General features: G+C 63.0%; 12 protein-coding genes. 1 reads left to right on the top strand and 11 read right to left on the bottom strand.

Translation table 11 applies throughout. The features are described from left to right. Positions 1–59: 59 nt before the first annotated feature. From RHM69_RS06285 to RHM69_RS06245, 9 genes are all read right to left on the bottom strand, one after another. A complete protein-coding gene (locus RHM69_RS06285; RefSeq protein WP_020301527.1) occupies positions 60–182 on the bottom strand; it encodes a hypothetical protein in 123 nt (40 codons plus the stop codon). A 103-nt stretch (positions 183–285) separates the two neighbouring features. Next, on the bottom strand, positions 286–408 hold the full coding sequence (locus RHM69_RS06280) for a hypothetical protein (RefSeq protein ID WP_020301527.1): 123 nt from the start codon (positions 406–408) through the stop codon (positions 286–288). 103 nt (positions 409–511) lie between these two features. Then, positions 512–2,152 carry a BatD family protein gene (locus RHM69_RS06275; RefSeq protein ID WP_019820202.1) on the bottom strand — a complete coding sequence of 547 codons (1,641 nt, stop codon included), beginning with the start codon at positions 2,150–2,152 and terminating at the stop codon, positions 512–514. After that, positions 2,149–3,888: a tetratricopeptide repeat protein gene (locus tag RHM69_RS06270; RefSeq protein ID WP_200599204.1), complete on the bottom strand. Its 1,740-nt coding sequence runs from the start codon at positions 3,886–3,888 to the stop codon at positions 2,149–2,151. The genes RHM69_RS06275 and RHM69_RS06270 overlap by 4 nt, the downstream gene beginning before the upstream one ends. Next, positions 3,885–4,973, bottom strand: a complete 1,089-nt coding sequence (locus RHM69_RS06265) for a vWA domain-containing protein (protein WP_122365615.1) — start codon at positions 4,971–4,973, stop codon at positions 3,885–3,887. The genes RHM69_RS06270 and RHM69_RS06265 overlap by 4 nt, the downstream gene beginning before the upstream one ends. Next, positions 4,966–5,460: a DUF4381 domain-containing protein gene (locus RHM69_RS06260; RefSeq protein WP_003190798.1), complete on the bottom strand. Its 495-nt coding sequence runs from the start codon at positions 5,458–5,460 to the stop codon at positions 4,966–4,968. The genes RHM69_RS06265 and RHM69_RS06260 overlap by 8 nt, the downstream gene beginning before the upstream one ends. Next, complete coding sequence (locus RHM69_RS06255; protein WP_014718313.1) at positions 5,457–6,389, bottom strand: DUF58 domain-containing protein; 933 nt, start codon at positions 6,387–6,389, stop codon at positions 5,457–5,459. Before RHM69_RS06255 ends, RHM69_RS06260 begins: the two co-directional genes overlap by 4 nt. 5 nt (positions 6,390–6,394) lie before the next feature. Then, positions 6,395–7,354 carry an AAA family ATPase gene (locus RHM69_RS06250; protein WP_020301524.1) on the bottom strand — a complete coding sequence of 320 codons (960 nt, stop codon included), beginning with the start codon at positions 7,352–7,354 and terminating at the stop codon, positions 6,395–6,397. 266 nt (positions 7,355–7,620) lie between these two features. Beyond that, a complete protein-coding gene (locus RHM69_RS06245; protein WP_003190803.1) occupies positions 7,621–7,974 on the bottom strand; it encodes a hypothetical protein in 354 nt (117 codons plus the stop codon). 482 nt (positions 7,975–8,456) lie between these two features. Here RHM69_RS06245 and RHM69_RS06240 point away from each other — a divergent pair, with 482 nt between their 5' ends. Continuing rightward, complete coding sequence (locus tag RHM69_RS06240; RefSeq protein WP_200599203.1) at positions 8,457–13,325, top strand: NAD-glutamate dehydrogenase; 4,869 nt, start codon at positions 8,457–8,459, stop codon at positions 13,323–13,325. 183 nt (positions 13,326–13,508) lie between these two features. On the opposite strand, the gene RHM69_RS06235 is transcribed toward RHM69_RS06240, so the two are convergent. Beyond that, entirely contained in the window at positions 13,509–14,195 is a 687-nt protein-coding gene (locus tag RHM69_RS06235) for a GntR family transcriptional regulator (protein WP_014718316.1), read from the bottom strand. A 16-nt stretch (positions 14,196–14,211) separates the two neighbouring features. Further along, the gene (locus tag RHM69_RS06230) at positions 14,212–14,913 is read right to left on the bottom strand and encodes a FadR/GntR family transcriptional regulator (protein ID WP_014718317.1); all 702 of its coding nucleotides are present in this window, start codon (positions 14,911–14,913) and stop codon (positions 14,212–14,214) included. Positions 14,914–15,019 lie beyond the last annotated feature (106 nt).

Raw genomic sequence — 15,019 nt, 5'->3', positions numbered from 1 at the left:
ACGCGGAGCGTCCGGGGCGGCATTCCCACGCAGAGCGGGGGAACGAGCAGGCTCGGGGGTTACTTGGGGTAGAGCGGCGGCAAACTGGTGGTATCAGTGGTCGGGTCTTGTTCGCGTTCGGCAACGGGGATGGCCTTGATCGCTCGCCATTGATCGTTCCCACGCTCTGCGTGGTAATGCATCCCGTGACGCTCTGCGTCACCGTTGCACAGGGCGTAAAACCTGGACGCGGAGCGTCCGGGGCGGCATTCCCACGCAGAGCGTGGGAACGAGCAGGCTCGGGGGTTACTTGGGGTAGAGCGGCGGCAAGCTGGTGGTATCAGTGGTCGGGTCTTGTTCGCGTTCGGCAACGGGGATTGCCTTGATCGCTCGCCATTGATCGTTCCCACGCTCTGCGTGGTAATGCATCCCGTGACGCCCTGCGTCACCGTTGCACAGGGCGTAAAACCAGGACGCGGAGCGTCCGGGGCGGCATTCCCACGCAGAGCGTGGGAACGAGCAGGCTCGGGGGTTACTTGGGGTAGAGCGGCGGCAAGCTGGTGGTGTCGGTGGCCGGGTCTTGCTCGCGTTCGGCCACGGGGATGGCTTTGATCGCTCGCCACAGGTCATCACCCAACCAGTATTGACCGCTTTCGCTGTACAGCGCGCCATTCAGGCCATCCAGGGCATCTGACAGCGGCACAAACCGTGCGGCCATGTCGGCCAGGGTTTCGGGTTGTTGCCGCGCCCAGGCGTCGAGGGCCTGGCGGGTGGCGTGGGGGTCGTTGGCCTGGGTGGCGCGCTTGAGGTCGTCGAGCAGGGTGCGTGGGCTGGGACCGGTTTGCGCGGCGCGTTGTACCGCCGGTTGCCGGCGTGCGCGCCACCACAGGCCAAAGCCCAGCAGGGTGGTGCAGGCCAGTATCAGTGTGCTCAGTTGCCACAGCCACAGGCGGTCATCGTCGGGGGCGGTGATGATCGTCGGTGTCGCCGGTGTGTCCACCACCAGGCTGGGGTTCACCGCCACGTGCACGGTGCGCGCCGGCAGGCTGGTGCGTTCCAGATGATCTTCGTGAGTGTTCCACCACACCACTTCCACGGCGGGCAGTTCCAGTTCGCCGGCGCGGGTCGGCACCAGGGCTTCGCGGTCTTCACGGCTGCCGGTCAGGCCGCGGTCGCTGGTACGGTTAGCCATCACTGGTTGGTCGGGGTAGCGGCGCAGGCCGTTGACCTCGGTGCCGGGCAGCGCCGGCAGTTGTGCGCTGGACAGGCCTTCGGCCTCCACGGTAAGGCTGCGGGTCAGAGAGTCGCCGACTTGCACGTGGTCCGGCGTGGGGTTCCAGCCTTCGCTCAAGGTCAGGCTGCGCGCGGGCAACCAGGGGGTGTCGGCGGGGTAGGCGTCCGGTTTGGGTTTGACCGTCAAGGGCAGGGGCGCTGAGCTAACGTGAATCATCTTGCCCGGCTTGGTGCCCTGCAGAGTGTTTTCCTGGGGCGGTCGCGATTCCACCAGGGTAGCGCTGAAGGTCTGCGCCGGAATCACCACAGCGCCGCTGTGTTGCGGGTAGAGGGCGTAGCGGGTTTCGATCACGCCATGGCGAATGCTGTTGATGACCTTTTCATAGGTGCGTGATTCGCCCAGTTGTTCGACACGTGCATCCGGTATCTGCAAGGGCGTGAGGCTGCTGTCGTCATACAGCGACACCGAGTGGTAGACGCGCACGGTCAACAGGGCCTGGGCCTGCACGTACACGCTGGTCTGGTCGAGGCTGGCTTCGATGAACACCGGGGCCAGTTCGGCGCTGGTGTTCTGGCTGGCGCTTTCCACCACTTGCAGGGTGATCGGCTGGGTCTTGAGTGCGCCCACCTGCAGCGGCGGGATCACCACGTTGCCGTTTACCTTGGGCAACAGGGTGATGATCCAGCGGGTGGTGGCGTGGTTGTCGCCGTCCAGCGTGGTGAGTTGGTTGATCTGGCGGGTGCCGCTGACTTCGAACTGCGCGTCCAGGGGCGACAGGTCCGGTTTGCCAAACTGGGTTACATCACTGGATTGCACCGTCAGCTCCACCGTTTCCCCGGAGTTGAGGCGGCTGCGGTCTACGCTGGCGACCAGGTCCGCCGCCTGGGCGTGGCCTGCCGACAACGCGAGCAGGAGCAAAAGGGTAGTGCGGCGGCTCATCGAGTGGTGTCCTGATGTTGTTGCTGTTCGTACCAGAATTTGCGGCGCAACAGCTCGCCGGGGTTGTCCGGGATTTCCTGCAACCATTGCTCCAGCGCTTGGCGGCGCTCGCCTTCCAGGCGCGTGTCGGCAGGGCGCAGTGGCGGCGTGGTGGTCTGCTCGTCACCCAGTTCGCTGCCTGGCACTTCATTGCCACCGGCCTGTGGCGGGGCGTTGGCCTGGGTCTCACCCGTGCCGGCTTCGCCCTGGCCGTGGGACGATTGCTCGCCGCCCTGGGCCGTTTGCGCGCTGGTGCCCGGTTGCGCAGTTTGGCCGGGTTGGGCGGTTTCGTCATCTGCGTTTTTTGCGGGCGGGTCCGGCTCGGGCTGCGCTTGCTCCTGCATCAGCGCTTCAACCAGGGCCTTGTTTTTCAGCGCGGGCTGCAAATCGGGCTGGGCTTCCAGGGCTTGTTCATACGCATCAAGGGCCGCTTCAAGTTCACCGGCCTTGGCCAGGGCATTGCCGCGGTTGTAGTGAGAATAGGCGTCGCTGCCTTGGGCAAACCGCTTGATGGCCTCGGCGTAATTGCCGGCTTCATACAGCGCCACGCCTTGCCATTGCGGGTCCTGGAAGTGTTCGGCGGCTTCGGCCGGGCGTTTGTGCTTGAGCAGGTACTGGCCTTGTTGGTCGGGGCGCAGCCACAGGTCCTGCAGCCCAAAGGCGTAGCTGGGTTGCGGCGCGCCCATCAGCAACAAGGGCAGGCAGAACAGCCAGCCGCGACGCCCGGCGCACGCGGCCAGCAGCAACAACGGCAAGAGCAGCCAGTAACCCTGGTCGGCCCAGCTGTCCAGGCGCAGCCGTTGGCCGTCGTCGCGCAGGGCCTGGGCGCTGTCGAGCATGCCGAGTTGGCGCAGGTCCTTGTCATCCAGGCGTGCCGCACGGTAGCGGCCGCCCATTTCGCTGGCGAACGCCTTGAGGGTCGGGCTGTCGAGACGCGGCACCAGGATCGCGCCCTGGTCGTCCTTGAGGAATTCGCCGCTCTCCTGCGTCACCGGCGTGCCTTCGCGACTGCCGATGCCGAGGATCGACAACGTTGGTGCCTGGGCATTTTGCAGTTGCAGGCGGATGCCTTGGCGCTCTTGTTTGGACAGTGAGGAACCGACCAGCAGTAGGCGCCCCTGGCCGAGGCCGCCTTGCTTGAGCAGGCCCAGGGCTTTTTCCACGGCCAGATCGGCACGATGGCCGGGCTCGGGCATGATCGATGGGCGCAGGGCTTCCAACAGGTTGCGGCTGGTAGCCAGGTCATCGGACAGCGGCACCAAGGTATGGGCGCTGCCGGCATACACGATGATGGCTGTTTGAGCATCGGTGCGTGCTTGCAGCAAGTCATACAGCTTGCGCCGCGCCTGTTCCAGGCGGTTGGGCGGGCTGTCGGTGGCGAGCATTTCCGGGGTCAGTTCCAGCAGCACCACCAGGGGGTCGGAAGGTTTCTGGCTGGCCTGTTCAACCCGTTGCCAACTGGGGCCCAGCAACGCGAGCACGGCCAACAGCCAGGCGATGCCGAGCACCACCCATGGCGATCTACTCTCGCGGCCATTGCCACCACTGAGCAACTCGGCATGGAACGCCGGCGGCAGGATCATCTGCCAGCGCCCGGCGCGCTTTTGCCGATGCCATAGCTGCCACAGCAACCAGCCAAGCAGGGGCAGCAGCAATAGCCACCAGGGGCGCAACCAGTGCGGCCACAGCGCGATCATCGACGCCTCCGCAAGCGCAGGCGCTGTAGGCGCTGGCGCCATTCAGGGTGTTGCTGCAAAAAGATGCCCCTGCTCGATAGCCTATTGAAGGCTCGTTGCAAAGCGTTGTTCGGCCAGCGTTCCTGGATCACCAGCAGCAGGCTCAACACCAACGCCAAGGCCAACGGGCCGCTGTACAGCGCCTGGGCCGGGCGGGCCTGGGTGGGTTGTTGTTCCACGGGCTCGAGGGTGTCGAGGGTGTCCTTGATCTTCAGCAGTTCCTCGCCGTCCCGGGCGCGGAAATACTGGCCGCCGGTGGCCTCGGCCAGTGCCTTGAGCGCCGGTTCGTCGAGGTCCAGGCTCGGGTTTACGCCAAGGATGCCCAGGGAGCCGGTTTGCTCGGGGTCGGCACCGATGCCGATGGGGTAGATTTTTACGCCTTCCTCGGCCGCCAGGCGCGCGGCGGTCAACGGGTCGATCTGCCCGGCGTTGTTGGCGCCGTCGGTGACCAGGATCAGCACGCGGCTTTGCGCCGGGCGTTGGCGCAGACGCTTGAGGGCCAGGCCGATGGCGTCGCCGATGGCGGTGTTCTTGCCGGCAATGCCGATGCGCGCTTCATCCAGCCAGGTGCGCACGGTGCGGCGGTCAAAGGTCAGGGGCGCTTGCAGGTAGGCTTGGCTGCCGAACAGGATCAGGCCCACGCGGTCACCTTCACGCTCCTCCAGAAAGTCTCCCAGCAGGTGCTTGACCAGGGCCAGGCGGCTGACGTCTTCGTCCTGCCAATGCATGTCGGGAAAGTCCATGGAGCCGGAGACATCCACCGCCACCAGCAAATCCCGGCCGCTGGCAGCAATCGGCAAGGGTTCGCCCAGCCATTGCGGGCGGGCGGCGGCGGTCAACAGCAGCAGCCACAGCACCACGAATGGGGCTTGCTGGCGCCAGCCGGGCAGGTTGACCCGGGCACGACGCCGGGCCAAGCCTTCCAGGTCACTGAGGTAACTGACTTTGAGCGCCGGTTCGCCGCTGTCGGCCACGGGCAGCACCAGGCGCATGATCCAGGGCAGTGGCAACAGGACGAAGATCCACGGCCAGGCGAACTCAAACATGTTTGCGAATCCAGGTGTCGACGGCTTGGGTGAGACCGGCGATGGCTTTGTCGTCGAGCTTGCATTCGGGCTTGTAGGCGCCTTCCACCAACACCATCCAGCGCGTCAGGCCGGCGGCGGGGCAGCGGTTATCCAGGAAGGCCAGCCATTTGCGCCCGTTGAGGGTGTGGCTCTGGCTATAAGGGTAGTCATTACGGCAAAGGCGCTTGAGCAGGCCGTTGAGTTGCTGCAACCAGGCGCCCGCTGGCGCTCCGTCGTAGGGCTTGGGCATCAACGCCAACTCGGCCAGGGCGGCGATACGCAACGGGTCCAGCGGTTGTTCGGCACGGGCCACGGGGCGGCGGGCCGGCAGGAAACGACGCAGCCACCACAAGCCCCAACCGAGCAGTGGGATCACCAGCAGCAACAGCCACCAGCCCGGCGCAGGTGGCCAGAAGCCAATGGCGGGTGGGGCAATCAGCGGTTGCAGTTGGTCCAGGCTGCTCATGGTTTTTTAACCGGGCGTTGCGGGTTGAGGTATTCGCGCAGTTGCTCGACCATTTCACTCTGGGTGCTCAAGGGCATCAACAACAGCCGCAGTTTCTGCGCGAGCAGTTCCCAGCGGGCGATACGCGCTTCGGCTTGGGCCTTGTAGGCCTGGCGCAGGTCGATGTTCAGTGTGTCCAGTTCCAGTTGCGCACCTCTTTGTGCGAAACGCAGCAGCCCGGCGGCGGGCAGGGCGTGGTCCAACGGGTCGGAGATTGGCAACAACAGCAGGTCGCAATGGCGCGCCAGCAGGCTCAGCTGTTGCTCGGCGCCTTCGGTGAGGGCGCGTTCATCACAGATCACCACCACCAGGCTGCCCGGGCGCAGTACCTCGCGGCCACGGCGCAAGGCCATGCCCAGGGCATCCGCTTCCGGCTGACGCTCGGTATCCAGGCTCTGGTTGACCCGCACCAGCCGGTTAAGCAGTTGCAATAGGCTTTGCTTGCTGCGCCGTGGCTTGATCTCGTAGTGCTCATTGTCGCCGAACACCAGCCCGCCCACCCGGTCGTTATGGCCCAGGGCGGCCCAGCCGATCAGGCTGGCGGCCTGGGCGGCGAGCACCGACTTGAACATTTGCCCCGAGCCGAAAAACAGCCGGCAACTTTGCTCGACCATGATGAAAATCGGCCGTTCGCGCTCTTCGTGGAACAGCTTGGTGTGCGGCTCCTGGGTACGCGCCGTCACGCGCCAGTCGATGGTGCGCACGTCGTCGCCGGCCTGGTACACGCGCACCTGGTCGAAATCGACGCCACGCCCGCGCAGCTTGGAGTGATGCAGGCCCACCAGCGGGCTACGCTGGCCAGGCGTGGAGAACAACTGCACTTCACGCACGCGGTGGCGCATCTCAATCAATTCACTGAGGGTTACGCGGATACCATCGCTTGCGTTCATCGACTTCAAGCGACGGCAACGACGTCGAGAATGCGTTGCACCACGCGGTCCTGGTCGACACCGGCGGCTTCGGCCTCGAACGACAGGATGATGCGGTGACGCAGCACGTCGAACAGCACCGCCTGGATATCTTCCGGGCTGACAAAATCGCGACCGGCCAACCAGGCATGGGCTCGGGCACAACGGTCCAGGGCGATGGAACCACGGGGGCTGGCGCCATAGGCGATCCACTCGGCCATTTCCGGGTCGAACTTGGCAGGGGTGCGCGTGGCCATCACCAGTTGCACCAGGTATTCCTCCACGGCATCGGCCATGTACAGGCCGAGGATTTCCTTACGCGCAGCAAAGATGGCCTGCTGACTGACCCGGCGCTCGGGCTTGGTTTCGCCATTGAGTGCTTCGCCGCGGGCTTGCTGCAGGATGCGGCGCTCGACGGCGGCGTCCGGGAAGCCGATCTTGACGTGCATCAGGAACCGGTCGAGCTGCGCTTCGGGCAGCGGGTAGGTGCCTTCCTGTTCGATGGGGTTCTGCGTGGCCATCACCAAAAACAGCGGCGACAGCTCATAGGTGCTGCGGCCTACGCTGACCTGACGCTCGGCCATCGCTTCAAGCAAGGCCGACTGGACCTTGGCCGGGGCACGGTTGATTTCGTCGGCCAGTACCAGATTGTGGAAGATCGGCCCCTGCTGGAACACGAAACTGCCGGTTTCCGGGCGATAGATCTCAGTGCCGGTGATGTCGGCGGGCAGCAGGTCGGGGGTGAACTGAATACGATGGAACTGCGCTTCGATCCCTTCGGCCAACTCCTTGATCGCCTTGGTCTTGGCCAGCCCCGGTGCGCCTTCGACCAGCATATGGCCGTCGGCGAGCAGGGCGATCAGCAGGCGATCGATGAGTTTTTCCTGGCCGAGAATCTGCGTAGAAAGAAAGGTTCGCAGCGCAAGCAGCGCTTCACGATGTTCCATCGATGACGGTTCCTGGAAAGATGAGCCTGGGTGTCGTGACAGAACACCGGGCCTGGGGCGTTTACTTTAATGCATCGCGGGGTGCGGCGACTAACGGCTTGATGGGTATTTTTAGCAAAACCCATGGGATAGCAAGCGTCTGGGCAGGTAAAGCACGGTCACTGTGGGAGCTGGCTTGCCTGCGATGGCCTCAACTCGGTCTGGCTGAAAGACCCCACCGCCTGCATCGCAGGCAAGCCAGCTCCCACATGGGGTCTTCGGTGCATTCAGATCCGAATGAAAGTGCCGGTGCCTGTGAGGATGTTCTGCAGCGTTTCCTGCACTTCGGCCATGTCTGCCGCAGCGGTGCTGTGGGTGATCTCCAACTGGTCCTTGCCGCCCAGGGCATCGGCATCGCCGGCCGCCAGTTCGATCAATAAGGTGGTGTCGCCCAGCGTCACTTTCAGCCCATCGAGGGTCGAAGGCTCGTAATCCCAGGTCAGCTCCACTTCATCTTCATCCGGGTAACGGGTGAGCATGAACATTTCGCCGTTCTTGCCGTGACAGCAAAGCATGGCCATGTTGTCTTCTTCGTCGTCGCACGGAGTGGCCATCAGGGCGTCGGTTTTCAGCTGCAGCATGGGGCAATCCTGTGTTGGGGAGGGCAATTGTGCCACTGCGGCGAATTTTGTGCTTCATCCTGTGTCGGAAGTCAGGCATGACCTGACGGGCCGGATCGGTCATTTCTGGTACTGATGGTGTGCAAAGTAGCAAGATTTTCTACCGAAAATCCGAGGTTGCCCAAGTTGCAACCGACACCCTGCTTACCGATGACCGAATATGTCGCAGCGTCGCAAGCAGCGTTCTTCCTACACTCGTTAAGCTGCGCAACGGATGTGCCCTGTGCCAGGCGCCTGACCTGCCCGTCGTATCGTCATCTGGCCAACGGCATGCCGTATGGAAGTTGTATGTGACCTGACTGTCCTGTCCAGCTTCACCCACCTGTCACCCTGATTCGTTTAAGGTGCTTGTCAGCACACCAGCGAACAGAGCTGACGGTCTCCCCGCAAGGGGATAACACGCGACGCTTTCATCAATAACAAGCCCAAGCGGAGTACCACAGATGGCGTTCTTCACCGCAGCCAGCAAGGCCGACTTCCAGCACCAACTGCAAGCGGCACTGGCGCAGCACATCAGCGAACAGGCACTGCCACAAGTGGCGCTGTTCGCTGAGCAATTCTTCGGCATCATTTCTCTGGACGAACTGACCCAGCGTCGCCTTTCCGACCTGGCCGGTTGCACCCTGTCTGCCTGGCGCCTGCTTGAGCGCTTTGATCACACCCAACCGCAAGTGCGGGTCTACAACCCCGATTATGAGCGTCATGGCTGGCAATCGACCCACACTGCGGTCGAAGTGCTGCACCATGACCTGCCGTTTCTGGTCGATTCGGTACGCACCGAACTGAACCGCCGTGGCTACAGCATCCATACCTTGCAAACCACCGTGCTCAGCGTGCGTCGTGGCAGCAAGGGCGAGCTGCTGGAAATCCTGCCCAAGGGCACCCAGGGCGACGGCATCCTGCAAGAATCGCTGATGTACCTGGAGATTGACCGCTGCGCCAATGCCGCCGAACTGAACGTGCTGAGCAAAGAGCTTGAGCAGGTACTGGGCGAAGTGCGCGTAGCCGTGGCCGATTTCGAACCGATGAAAGCCAAGGTCCAGGACCTGCTCGCCGGTATCGACGCCAGCGCGTTCGCCATCGACGGCGAAGAAAAAGCCGAGATCAAGAACTTCCTCGAATGGCTGGTGGGCAACCACTTCACCTTCCTGGGCTACGAAGAGTTCGTGGTACGTGACGAGGCGGACGGCGGTCATATCGAATATGACGCCAGCTCCTTCCTCGGTCTGACCAAGCTGCTGCGCGCCGGCCTCACCGCCGAAGACCTGCGCATCGAAGACTACGCCGTGGCCTACCTGCGCGAGCCGACCGTACTGTCGTTCGCCAAGGCCGCCCACCCAAGCCGCGTGCACCGTCCGGCTTACCCGGACTACGTGTCGATCCGTGAGATCAGCGCCGACGGCAAGGTCATCAAGGAACACCGTTTCATGGGCCTGTACACCTCCTCGGTGTACGGCGAAAGCGTGCGGGTGATCCCTTACATCCGCCGCAAGGTCGCGGAAATCGAACGTCGTTCGGGCTTCCAGGCCAAGGCGCACCTGGGTAAAGAGCTTGCCCAGGTGGTGGAAGTATTGCCCCGTGACGACCTGTTCCAGACTCCAGTCGACGAGCTGTTCAACACCGTGATGTCCATCGTGCAGATCCAGGAGCGCAACAAGATCCGCGTGTTCCTGCGCAAAGACCCCTACGGTCGTTTCTGCTACTGCCTGGCGTACGTGCCACGCGACATCTACTCCACCGAAGTGCGCCAGAAGATCCAGCAAGTGCTGATGGACCGTCTGAAGGCCTCGGACTGCGAGTTCTGGACCTTCTTCTCCGAGTCCGTCCTTGCCCGTGTGCAACTGATTCTGCGAGTTGACCCGAAGAACCGCCTGGACATCGACCCGCTGCAACTGGAAAAAGAAGTGGTGCAGGCCTGCCGCAGCTGGCAGGACGACTACGCCAGTCTGGTCGTGGAAAGCTTCGGCGAAGCCCAGGGCACCAACGTGCTGGCGGACTTCCCTAAGGGCTTCCCGGCCGGCTACCGCGAGCGTTTCGCTGCGCATTCGGCTGTGGTCGACATGCAGCACCTCAACAGCCTGACCGAAGCCAACCCGCTGGTGATGAGCTTCTATCAGCCGCTGGGCCAGGTCTCCGGTCAGCGTGAGCTGCATTGCAAGCTCTACCACGCTGACACCCCGCTGGCGCTGTCCGACGTACTGCCGATCCTGGAAAACCTCGGCCTGCGCGTGCTGGGTGAGTTTCCGTATCGCCTGCGCCATGCCAATGGCCGTGAGTTCTGGATCCATGACTTTGCGTTCATCGCCGCCGAAGGCGTGAACCTGGATATCCAACAGCTCAACGACACCCTGCAGGATGCGTTCGTGCACATCGTGCATGGCGATGCCGAGAACGATGCGTTCAACCGCCTGGTCCTCACCGCCGGCCTGCCATGGCGCGACGTGGCGCTGCTGCGTGCCTATGCCCGTTACCTGAAGCAGATTCGCCTGGGCTTCGACCTGGGTTACATCGCCAGCACCCTGAACAACCACACCGACATCGCCCGCGAGTTGACCCGGTTGTTCAAGACCCGCTTCTACCTGGCGCGCAAGCTCACTGCCGACGACCTGGAAGACAAGCAGCAACGCCTGGAACAAGCGATTCTCACGGCTCTGGACGACGTTCAGGTGCTCAACGAAGACCGCATCCTGCGTCGCTACCTGGACCTGATCAAGGCCACCCTGCGCACCAACTTCTACCAGACCGATGCCAACGGCCAGAACAAGTCGTACTTCAGCTTCAAGTTCGACCCGCGTGCCATCCCCGAGCTGCCCAAGCCAGTGCCGAAGTTTGAAATCTTCGTGTACTCGCCACGGGTCGAGGGCGTGCACCTGCGCTTCGGCAACGTCGCTCGTGGCGGCCTGCGCTGGTCTGACCGTGAAGAAGACTTCCGCACCGAAGTGCTTGGCCTGGTAAAAGCCCAGCAAGTGAAGAACTCGGTAATCGTGCCGGTGGGCGCCAAGGGCGGCTTCCTGCCGCGTCGCCTGCCATTGGGCGGCAGCCGGGACGAGATCGCGGCCGAAGGCATCGCCTGCTACCGCATCTTCATCTCCGGCCTGTTGGACATCAGCGACAACCTGAAAGACGGCGCCCTGGTGCCGCCGGCCAACGTCGTGCGTCATGACGACGATGACCCGTACCTGGTGGTAGCGGCGGACAAGGGCACTGCAACCTTCTCCGACATCGCCAACGGCATTGCCATCGACTACGGCTTCTGGCTGGGCGATGCGTTCGCCTCCGGTGGTTCGGCTGGTTACGACCACAAGAAAATGGGCATCACCGCCAAGGGCGCATGGGTAGGTGTACAGCGTCACTTCCGTGAGCGCGGCATCAACGTGCAGGAAGACAGCATCACAGTGGTAGGCGTCGGCGATATGGCCGGTGACGTGTTCGGTAACGGCTTGTTGATGTCGGACAAACTGCAACTGGTCGCAGCCTTCAACCACCTGCATATCTTCGTCGACCCGAACCCGAACCCGGCCACCAGCTTCGTCGAGCGCAAGCGTTTGTTCGAACTGCCGCGTTCGGCCTGGACCGACTACGACACCAGCATCATGTCCGAAGGTGGCGGTATCTTCTCGCGCAGCGCGAAAAGCATTGCCATCTCGCCACAGATGAAAGAACGCTTCGACATCCAGGCCGATAAGCTGACCCCGACCGAACTGCTCAACGCCTTGCTCAAGGCGCCGGTGGACCTGTTGTGGAACGGCGGTATCGGTACCTACGTCAAGGCCAGCACCGAAAGCCATGCCGACGTGGGCGACAAGGCCAACGACGCGCTGCGCGTGAACGGCAACGAACTGCGCTGCAAGGTGGTGGGCGAGGGCGGCAACCTGGGCATGACCCAACTGGGCCGTGTGGAATTCGGCCTCAATGGCGGCGGTTCCAACACCGACTTCATCGACAACGCCGGTGGCGTGGATTGCTCCGACCACGAAGTGAACATCAAGATCCTGCTCAACGAAGTGGTGCAGGCCGGTGACATGACCGACAAGCAGCGCAACCAGTTGCTGGCGAGCATGACCGACGAAGTTGGCAACCTGGTGTTGGGCAACAACTACAAGCAGACCCAGGCCCTGTCCCTGGCTGCGCGCAAGGCTTACGAGCGTGCTGCCGAGTACAAGCGCCTGATGAGCGACCTGGAAGGCCGTGGCAAGCTGGACCGTGCCATCGAGTACCTGCCGACCGAGGAACAGCTTACTGAACGCGCCTCTGCCGGCAAGGGCCTGACCCGCCCGGAACTGTCGGTACTGATCTCGTACAGCAAGATCGACCTCAAGGAAGCACTGCTCAAGTCGCTGGTACCGGATGACGAGTACCTGACCCGTGACATGGAGACCGCGTTCCCACCGAGCCTGGTGGCCAAGTTCGGCGAAGCCATGCGTCGCCATCGTCTGAAGCGCGAGATCGTCAGCACCCAGATCGCCAACGACCTGGTCAACCACATGGGCATCACCTTCGTGCAGCGACTCAAAGAGTCGACCGGTATGAGCCCAGCGAACGTGGCGGGCGCGTATGTGATCGTGCGGGACATCTTCCATCTCCCGCACTGGTTCCGTCAGATTGAAGCCCTGGACCACCAGGTTTCCGCTGACGTGCAACTGGAGCTCATGGATGAACTGATGCGCCTGGGCCGTCGTGCTACGCGCTGGTTCTTGCGCAGCCGTCGCAACGAGCAAGACGCCGGGCGCGACACCGCGCACTTCGGTCCGCACCTGGCGGCGCTGGGCCTCAAGCTCGACGAACTGCTGGAAGGCCCGACCCGCGAAGGCTGGCAGAACCGCTACCAGGCCTACACCCAGGCCGGCGTACCAGAGTTGTTGGCGCGCATGGTTGCAGGCACTACCCACCTGTACACCTTGCTGCCGATCATCGAAGCCGCCGACGTGACCGGGCATGACGCCGCCGAAGTGGCCAAGGCCTACTTCGCCGTCGGCAGCGCCCTGGACCTGCCTTGGTACCTGCAGCAGATCAGCGATCTGCCAGTGGCCAACAACTGGCAAGCCCAGGCCCGCGAAGCCTTCCGCGACGACGTGGACTGGCAGCAACGGGCGATCACCATTTCGGTCCTGCAAATGGCCGATGCGCCACAAGACATGGAAGCCCGCGTGGCCCTGTGGCTTGAGCAGCATCAGGACATGGCGGATCGCTGGCGTGCCATGATGGTGGAAATTCGTGCCGCAGTGGGCACGGACTACGCCATGTACGCGGTGGCCAACCGTGAGTTGCTGGACCTGGCGTTGAGTGGCCAGTCGGTGTTGCAACCGGCTTGATGCCTCGCTAAACCAAAGGCCCCCGCATCGTGAGATGCGGGGGCTTTTTGTTTGATCTGGAATGCGATCAATGTGGGAGCTGGCTTGCCTGCGATAGCGGCGGGTCAGTTAATAATTTGGTCACTGGTACACCGCTATCGCAGGCAAGCCAGCTCCCACAGTTTTAACTTTACTCACTTGGCGTCAGTGGTGTTTGAGTAGTCGGGTTTCCAGGTGATCCAGGTGCTGGGTCATCAGGGCGACGGCCGTGTGAGCGTCGCGCTGTTCCACGGCATCCACAATCGCCACATGCTCCTGCCACGCGCAATAGGTGCAGGCTTTTACTTCAAATTGCGCAATGATCAACGACGTCAACGGCACCAGGCTGTTGAGAAACTGCGCCAACGGCGCATTGCCTGCCATGTGCGCCAGTTGCAGATGAAACTCTCCCGAAAACCGGATCGCCGGCCCCCGTTGGTCACGCTCAATGGCGTCGCGCTCCTGTGCAATCAGCTCGCGCAGTTGGCGAATCTGCATCGCTGTGGCTTGGGCGCAGGCCAGTTGCACCACGGTCATTTCGGTGAGACGCCGTGCTTCCAGAATCTGCCGTGTGTGCTGGGCATCCGGCGCGGCGACCTGGGCGCGCTGGTTGGGGCGCAGGATGACCACTTGCTGATGGGACAGCTTGGCGAGCACTCGGCGAATCACGCTGCGGCTCACGCCAAAGAGTTCGCCCAGGCCTTCTTCGGTGAAGCGGCTGGCGGGCGCAATGCGTTGCTCAAGGATGGCGTCGAACAAGCGTGGGTAGATATCGTCCACCGAGGGCTTTTTTTCGGGCGTCCAGCGTAGGGACGTGAGGGTGGAGTCGCGTTGCAGGGCGTGAGCGTTCATGGCCGGTCTCCGAAAATCAACTGCCCAGATGGTCGTCCGGGATATTCAAGCGAATGCCCATGCGCAGGCCTTCCTGCAGGATGTGCCGACGCATTTCGGCACTGGCCAGGGCGCTGTTCTTGTTGCGGATGGCGCGTACCACGGCCTCGTTCTCTTGCAGGCGTTCGGCCAGGTGTTCAGGCGAGTTGCGCAGTACCTGGGCGCTTTGTTTGAGCGCGGTGCTGGTTTGCTGCACCACGTTCTGGAAGATCGGGTTGGAGGTCAGGGCGAACAATTCTTCATGGAAGTCGATATAGGCGTTCATGCCGGCTTCGGCATCGCCGGCATCGAGGGCCTCGCGCATGTCCATCAGGGTCAGGCGCAGTTGGCCGATTTCCTTGCTGCTGATGGACTGGGCCACCAGGCCGACGATGAAGGGTTCGAGGGTGTAGCGCAGTTGCAGGATGTCCTCGAGGCTGGCATCGGCCACGGCGTCGCTCGATTGCGGCTCGCTGACGCTGGTTTCCAGCACGACCACGCCTTTGCCGGGCATGGAGCGCACCAGGCCGAGGGTCTCCAGCACGATTACCGCTTCGCGCAGGCTCGGGCGGCTGATACCTAGCTGTTCGGCCAGTTCGCGTTGACCGGGCAGCATTTCACCGCGGCGCCACTGGCCTCGCGCCAAGGCGGCGCGCAGTTTTTCTACCACTGAATTGACGACGGTTGAAGTGCTGATCACGTCGAAGGCTCCTTGATGTTGCTCATACAGTATTCAGTCTGGCGAAGGTCCAAAGTGGGAGCTGGCTTGCCTGCGATGACTGAGTGTCAGGCACTACAGTTGACGC

The organism is Pseudomonas sp. CCI1.1, assembly GCF_034348165.1.
Classification (GTDB): domain Bacteria; phylum Pseudomonadota; class Gammaproteobacteria; order Pseudomonadales; family Pseudomonadaceae; genus Aquipseudomonas; species Aquipseudomonas paracarnis.
This window is presented reverse-complemented; position numbering and strand designations above follow the sequence as displayed.

Coding starts and splice junctions, on each gene's coding strand:
- RHM69_RS06285 (WP_020301527.1), bottom strand. CDS start 182: ATGCATTACCACGCAGAGCGTGGGAACGATCAATGGCGAGCGATCAAG.
- RHM69_RS06280 (WP_020301527.1), bottom strand. CDS start 408: ATGCATTACCACGCAGAGCGTGGGAACGATCAATGGCGAGCGATCAAG.
- RHM69_RS06275 (WP_019820202.1), bottom strand. CDS start 2,152: ATGAGCCGCCGCACTACCCTTTTGCTCCTGCTCGCGTTGTCGGCAGGC.
- RHM69_RS06270 (WP_200599204.1), bottom strand. CDS start 3,888: ATGATCGCGCTGTGGCCGCACTGGTTGCGCCCCTGGTGGCTATTGCTG.
- RHM69_RS06265 (WP_122365615.1), bottom strand. CDS start 4,973: ATGTTTGAGTTCGCCTGGCCGTGGATCTTCGTCCTGTTGCCACTGCCC.
- RHM69_RS06260 (WP_003190798.1), bottom strand. CDS start 5,460: ATGAGCAGCCTGGACCAACTGCAACCGCTGATTGCCCCACCCGCCATT.
- RHM69_RS06255 (WP_014718313.1), bottom strand. CDS start 6,389: ATGAACGCAAGCGATGGTATCCGCGTAACCCTCAGTGAATTGATTGAG.
- RHM69_RS06250 (WP_020301524.1), bottom strand. CDS start 7,354: ATGGAACATCGTGAAGCGCTGCTTGCGCTGCGAACCTTTCTTTCTACG.
- RHM69_RS06245 (WP_003190803.1), bottom strand. CDS start 7,974: ATGCTGCAGCTGAAAACCGACGCCCTGATGGCCACTCCGTGCGACGAC.
- RHM69_RS06240 (WP_200599203.1), top strand. CDS start 8,457: ATGGCGTTCTTCACCGCAGCCAGCAAGGCCGACTTCCAGCACCAACTG.
- RHM69_RS06235 (WP_014718316.1), bottom strand. CDS start 14,195: ATGAACGCTCACGCCCTGCAACGCGACTCCACCCTCACGTCCCTACGC.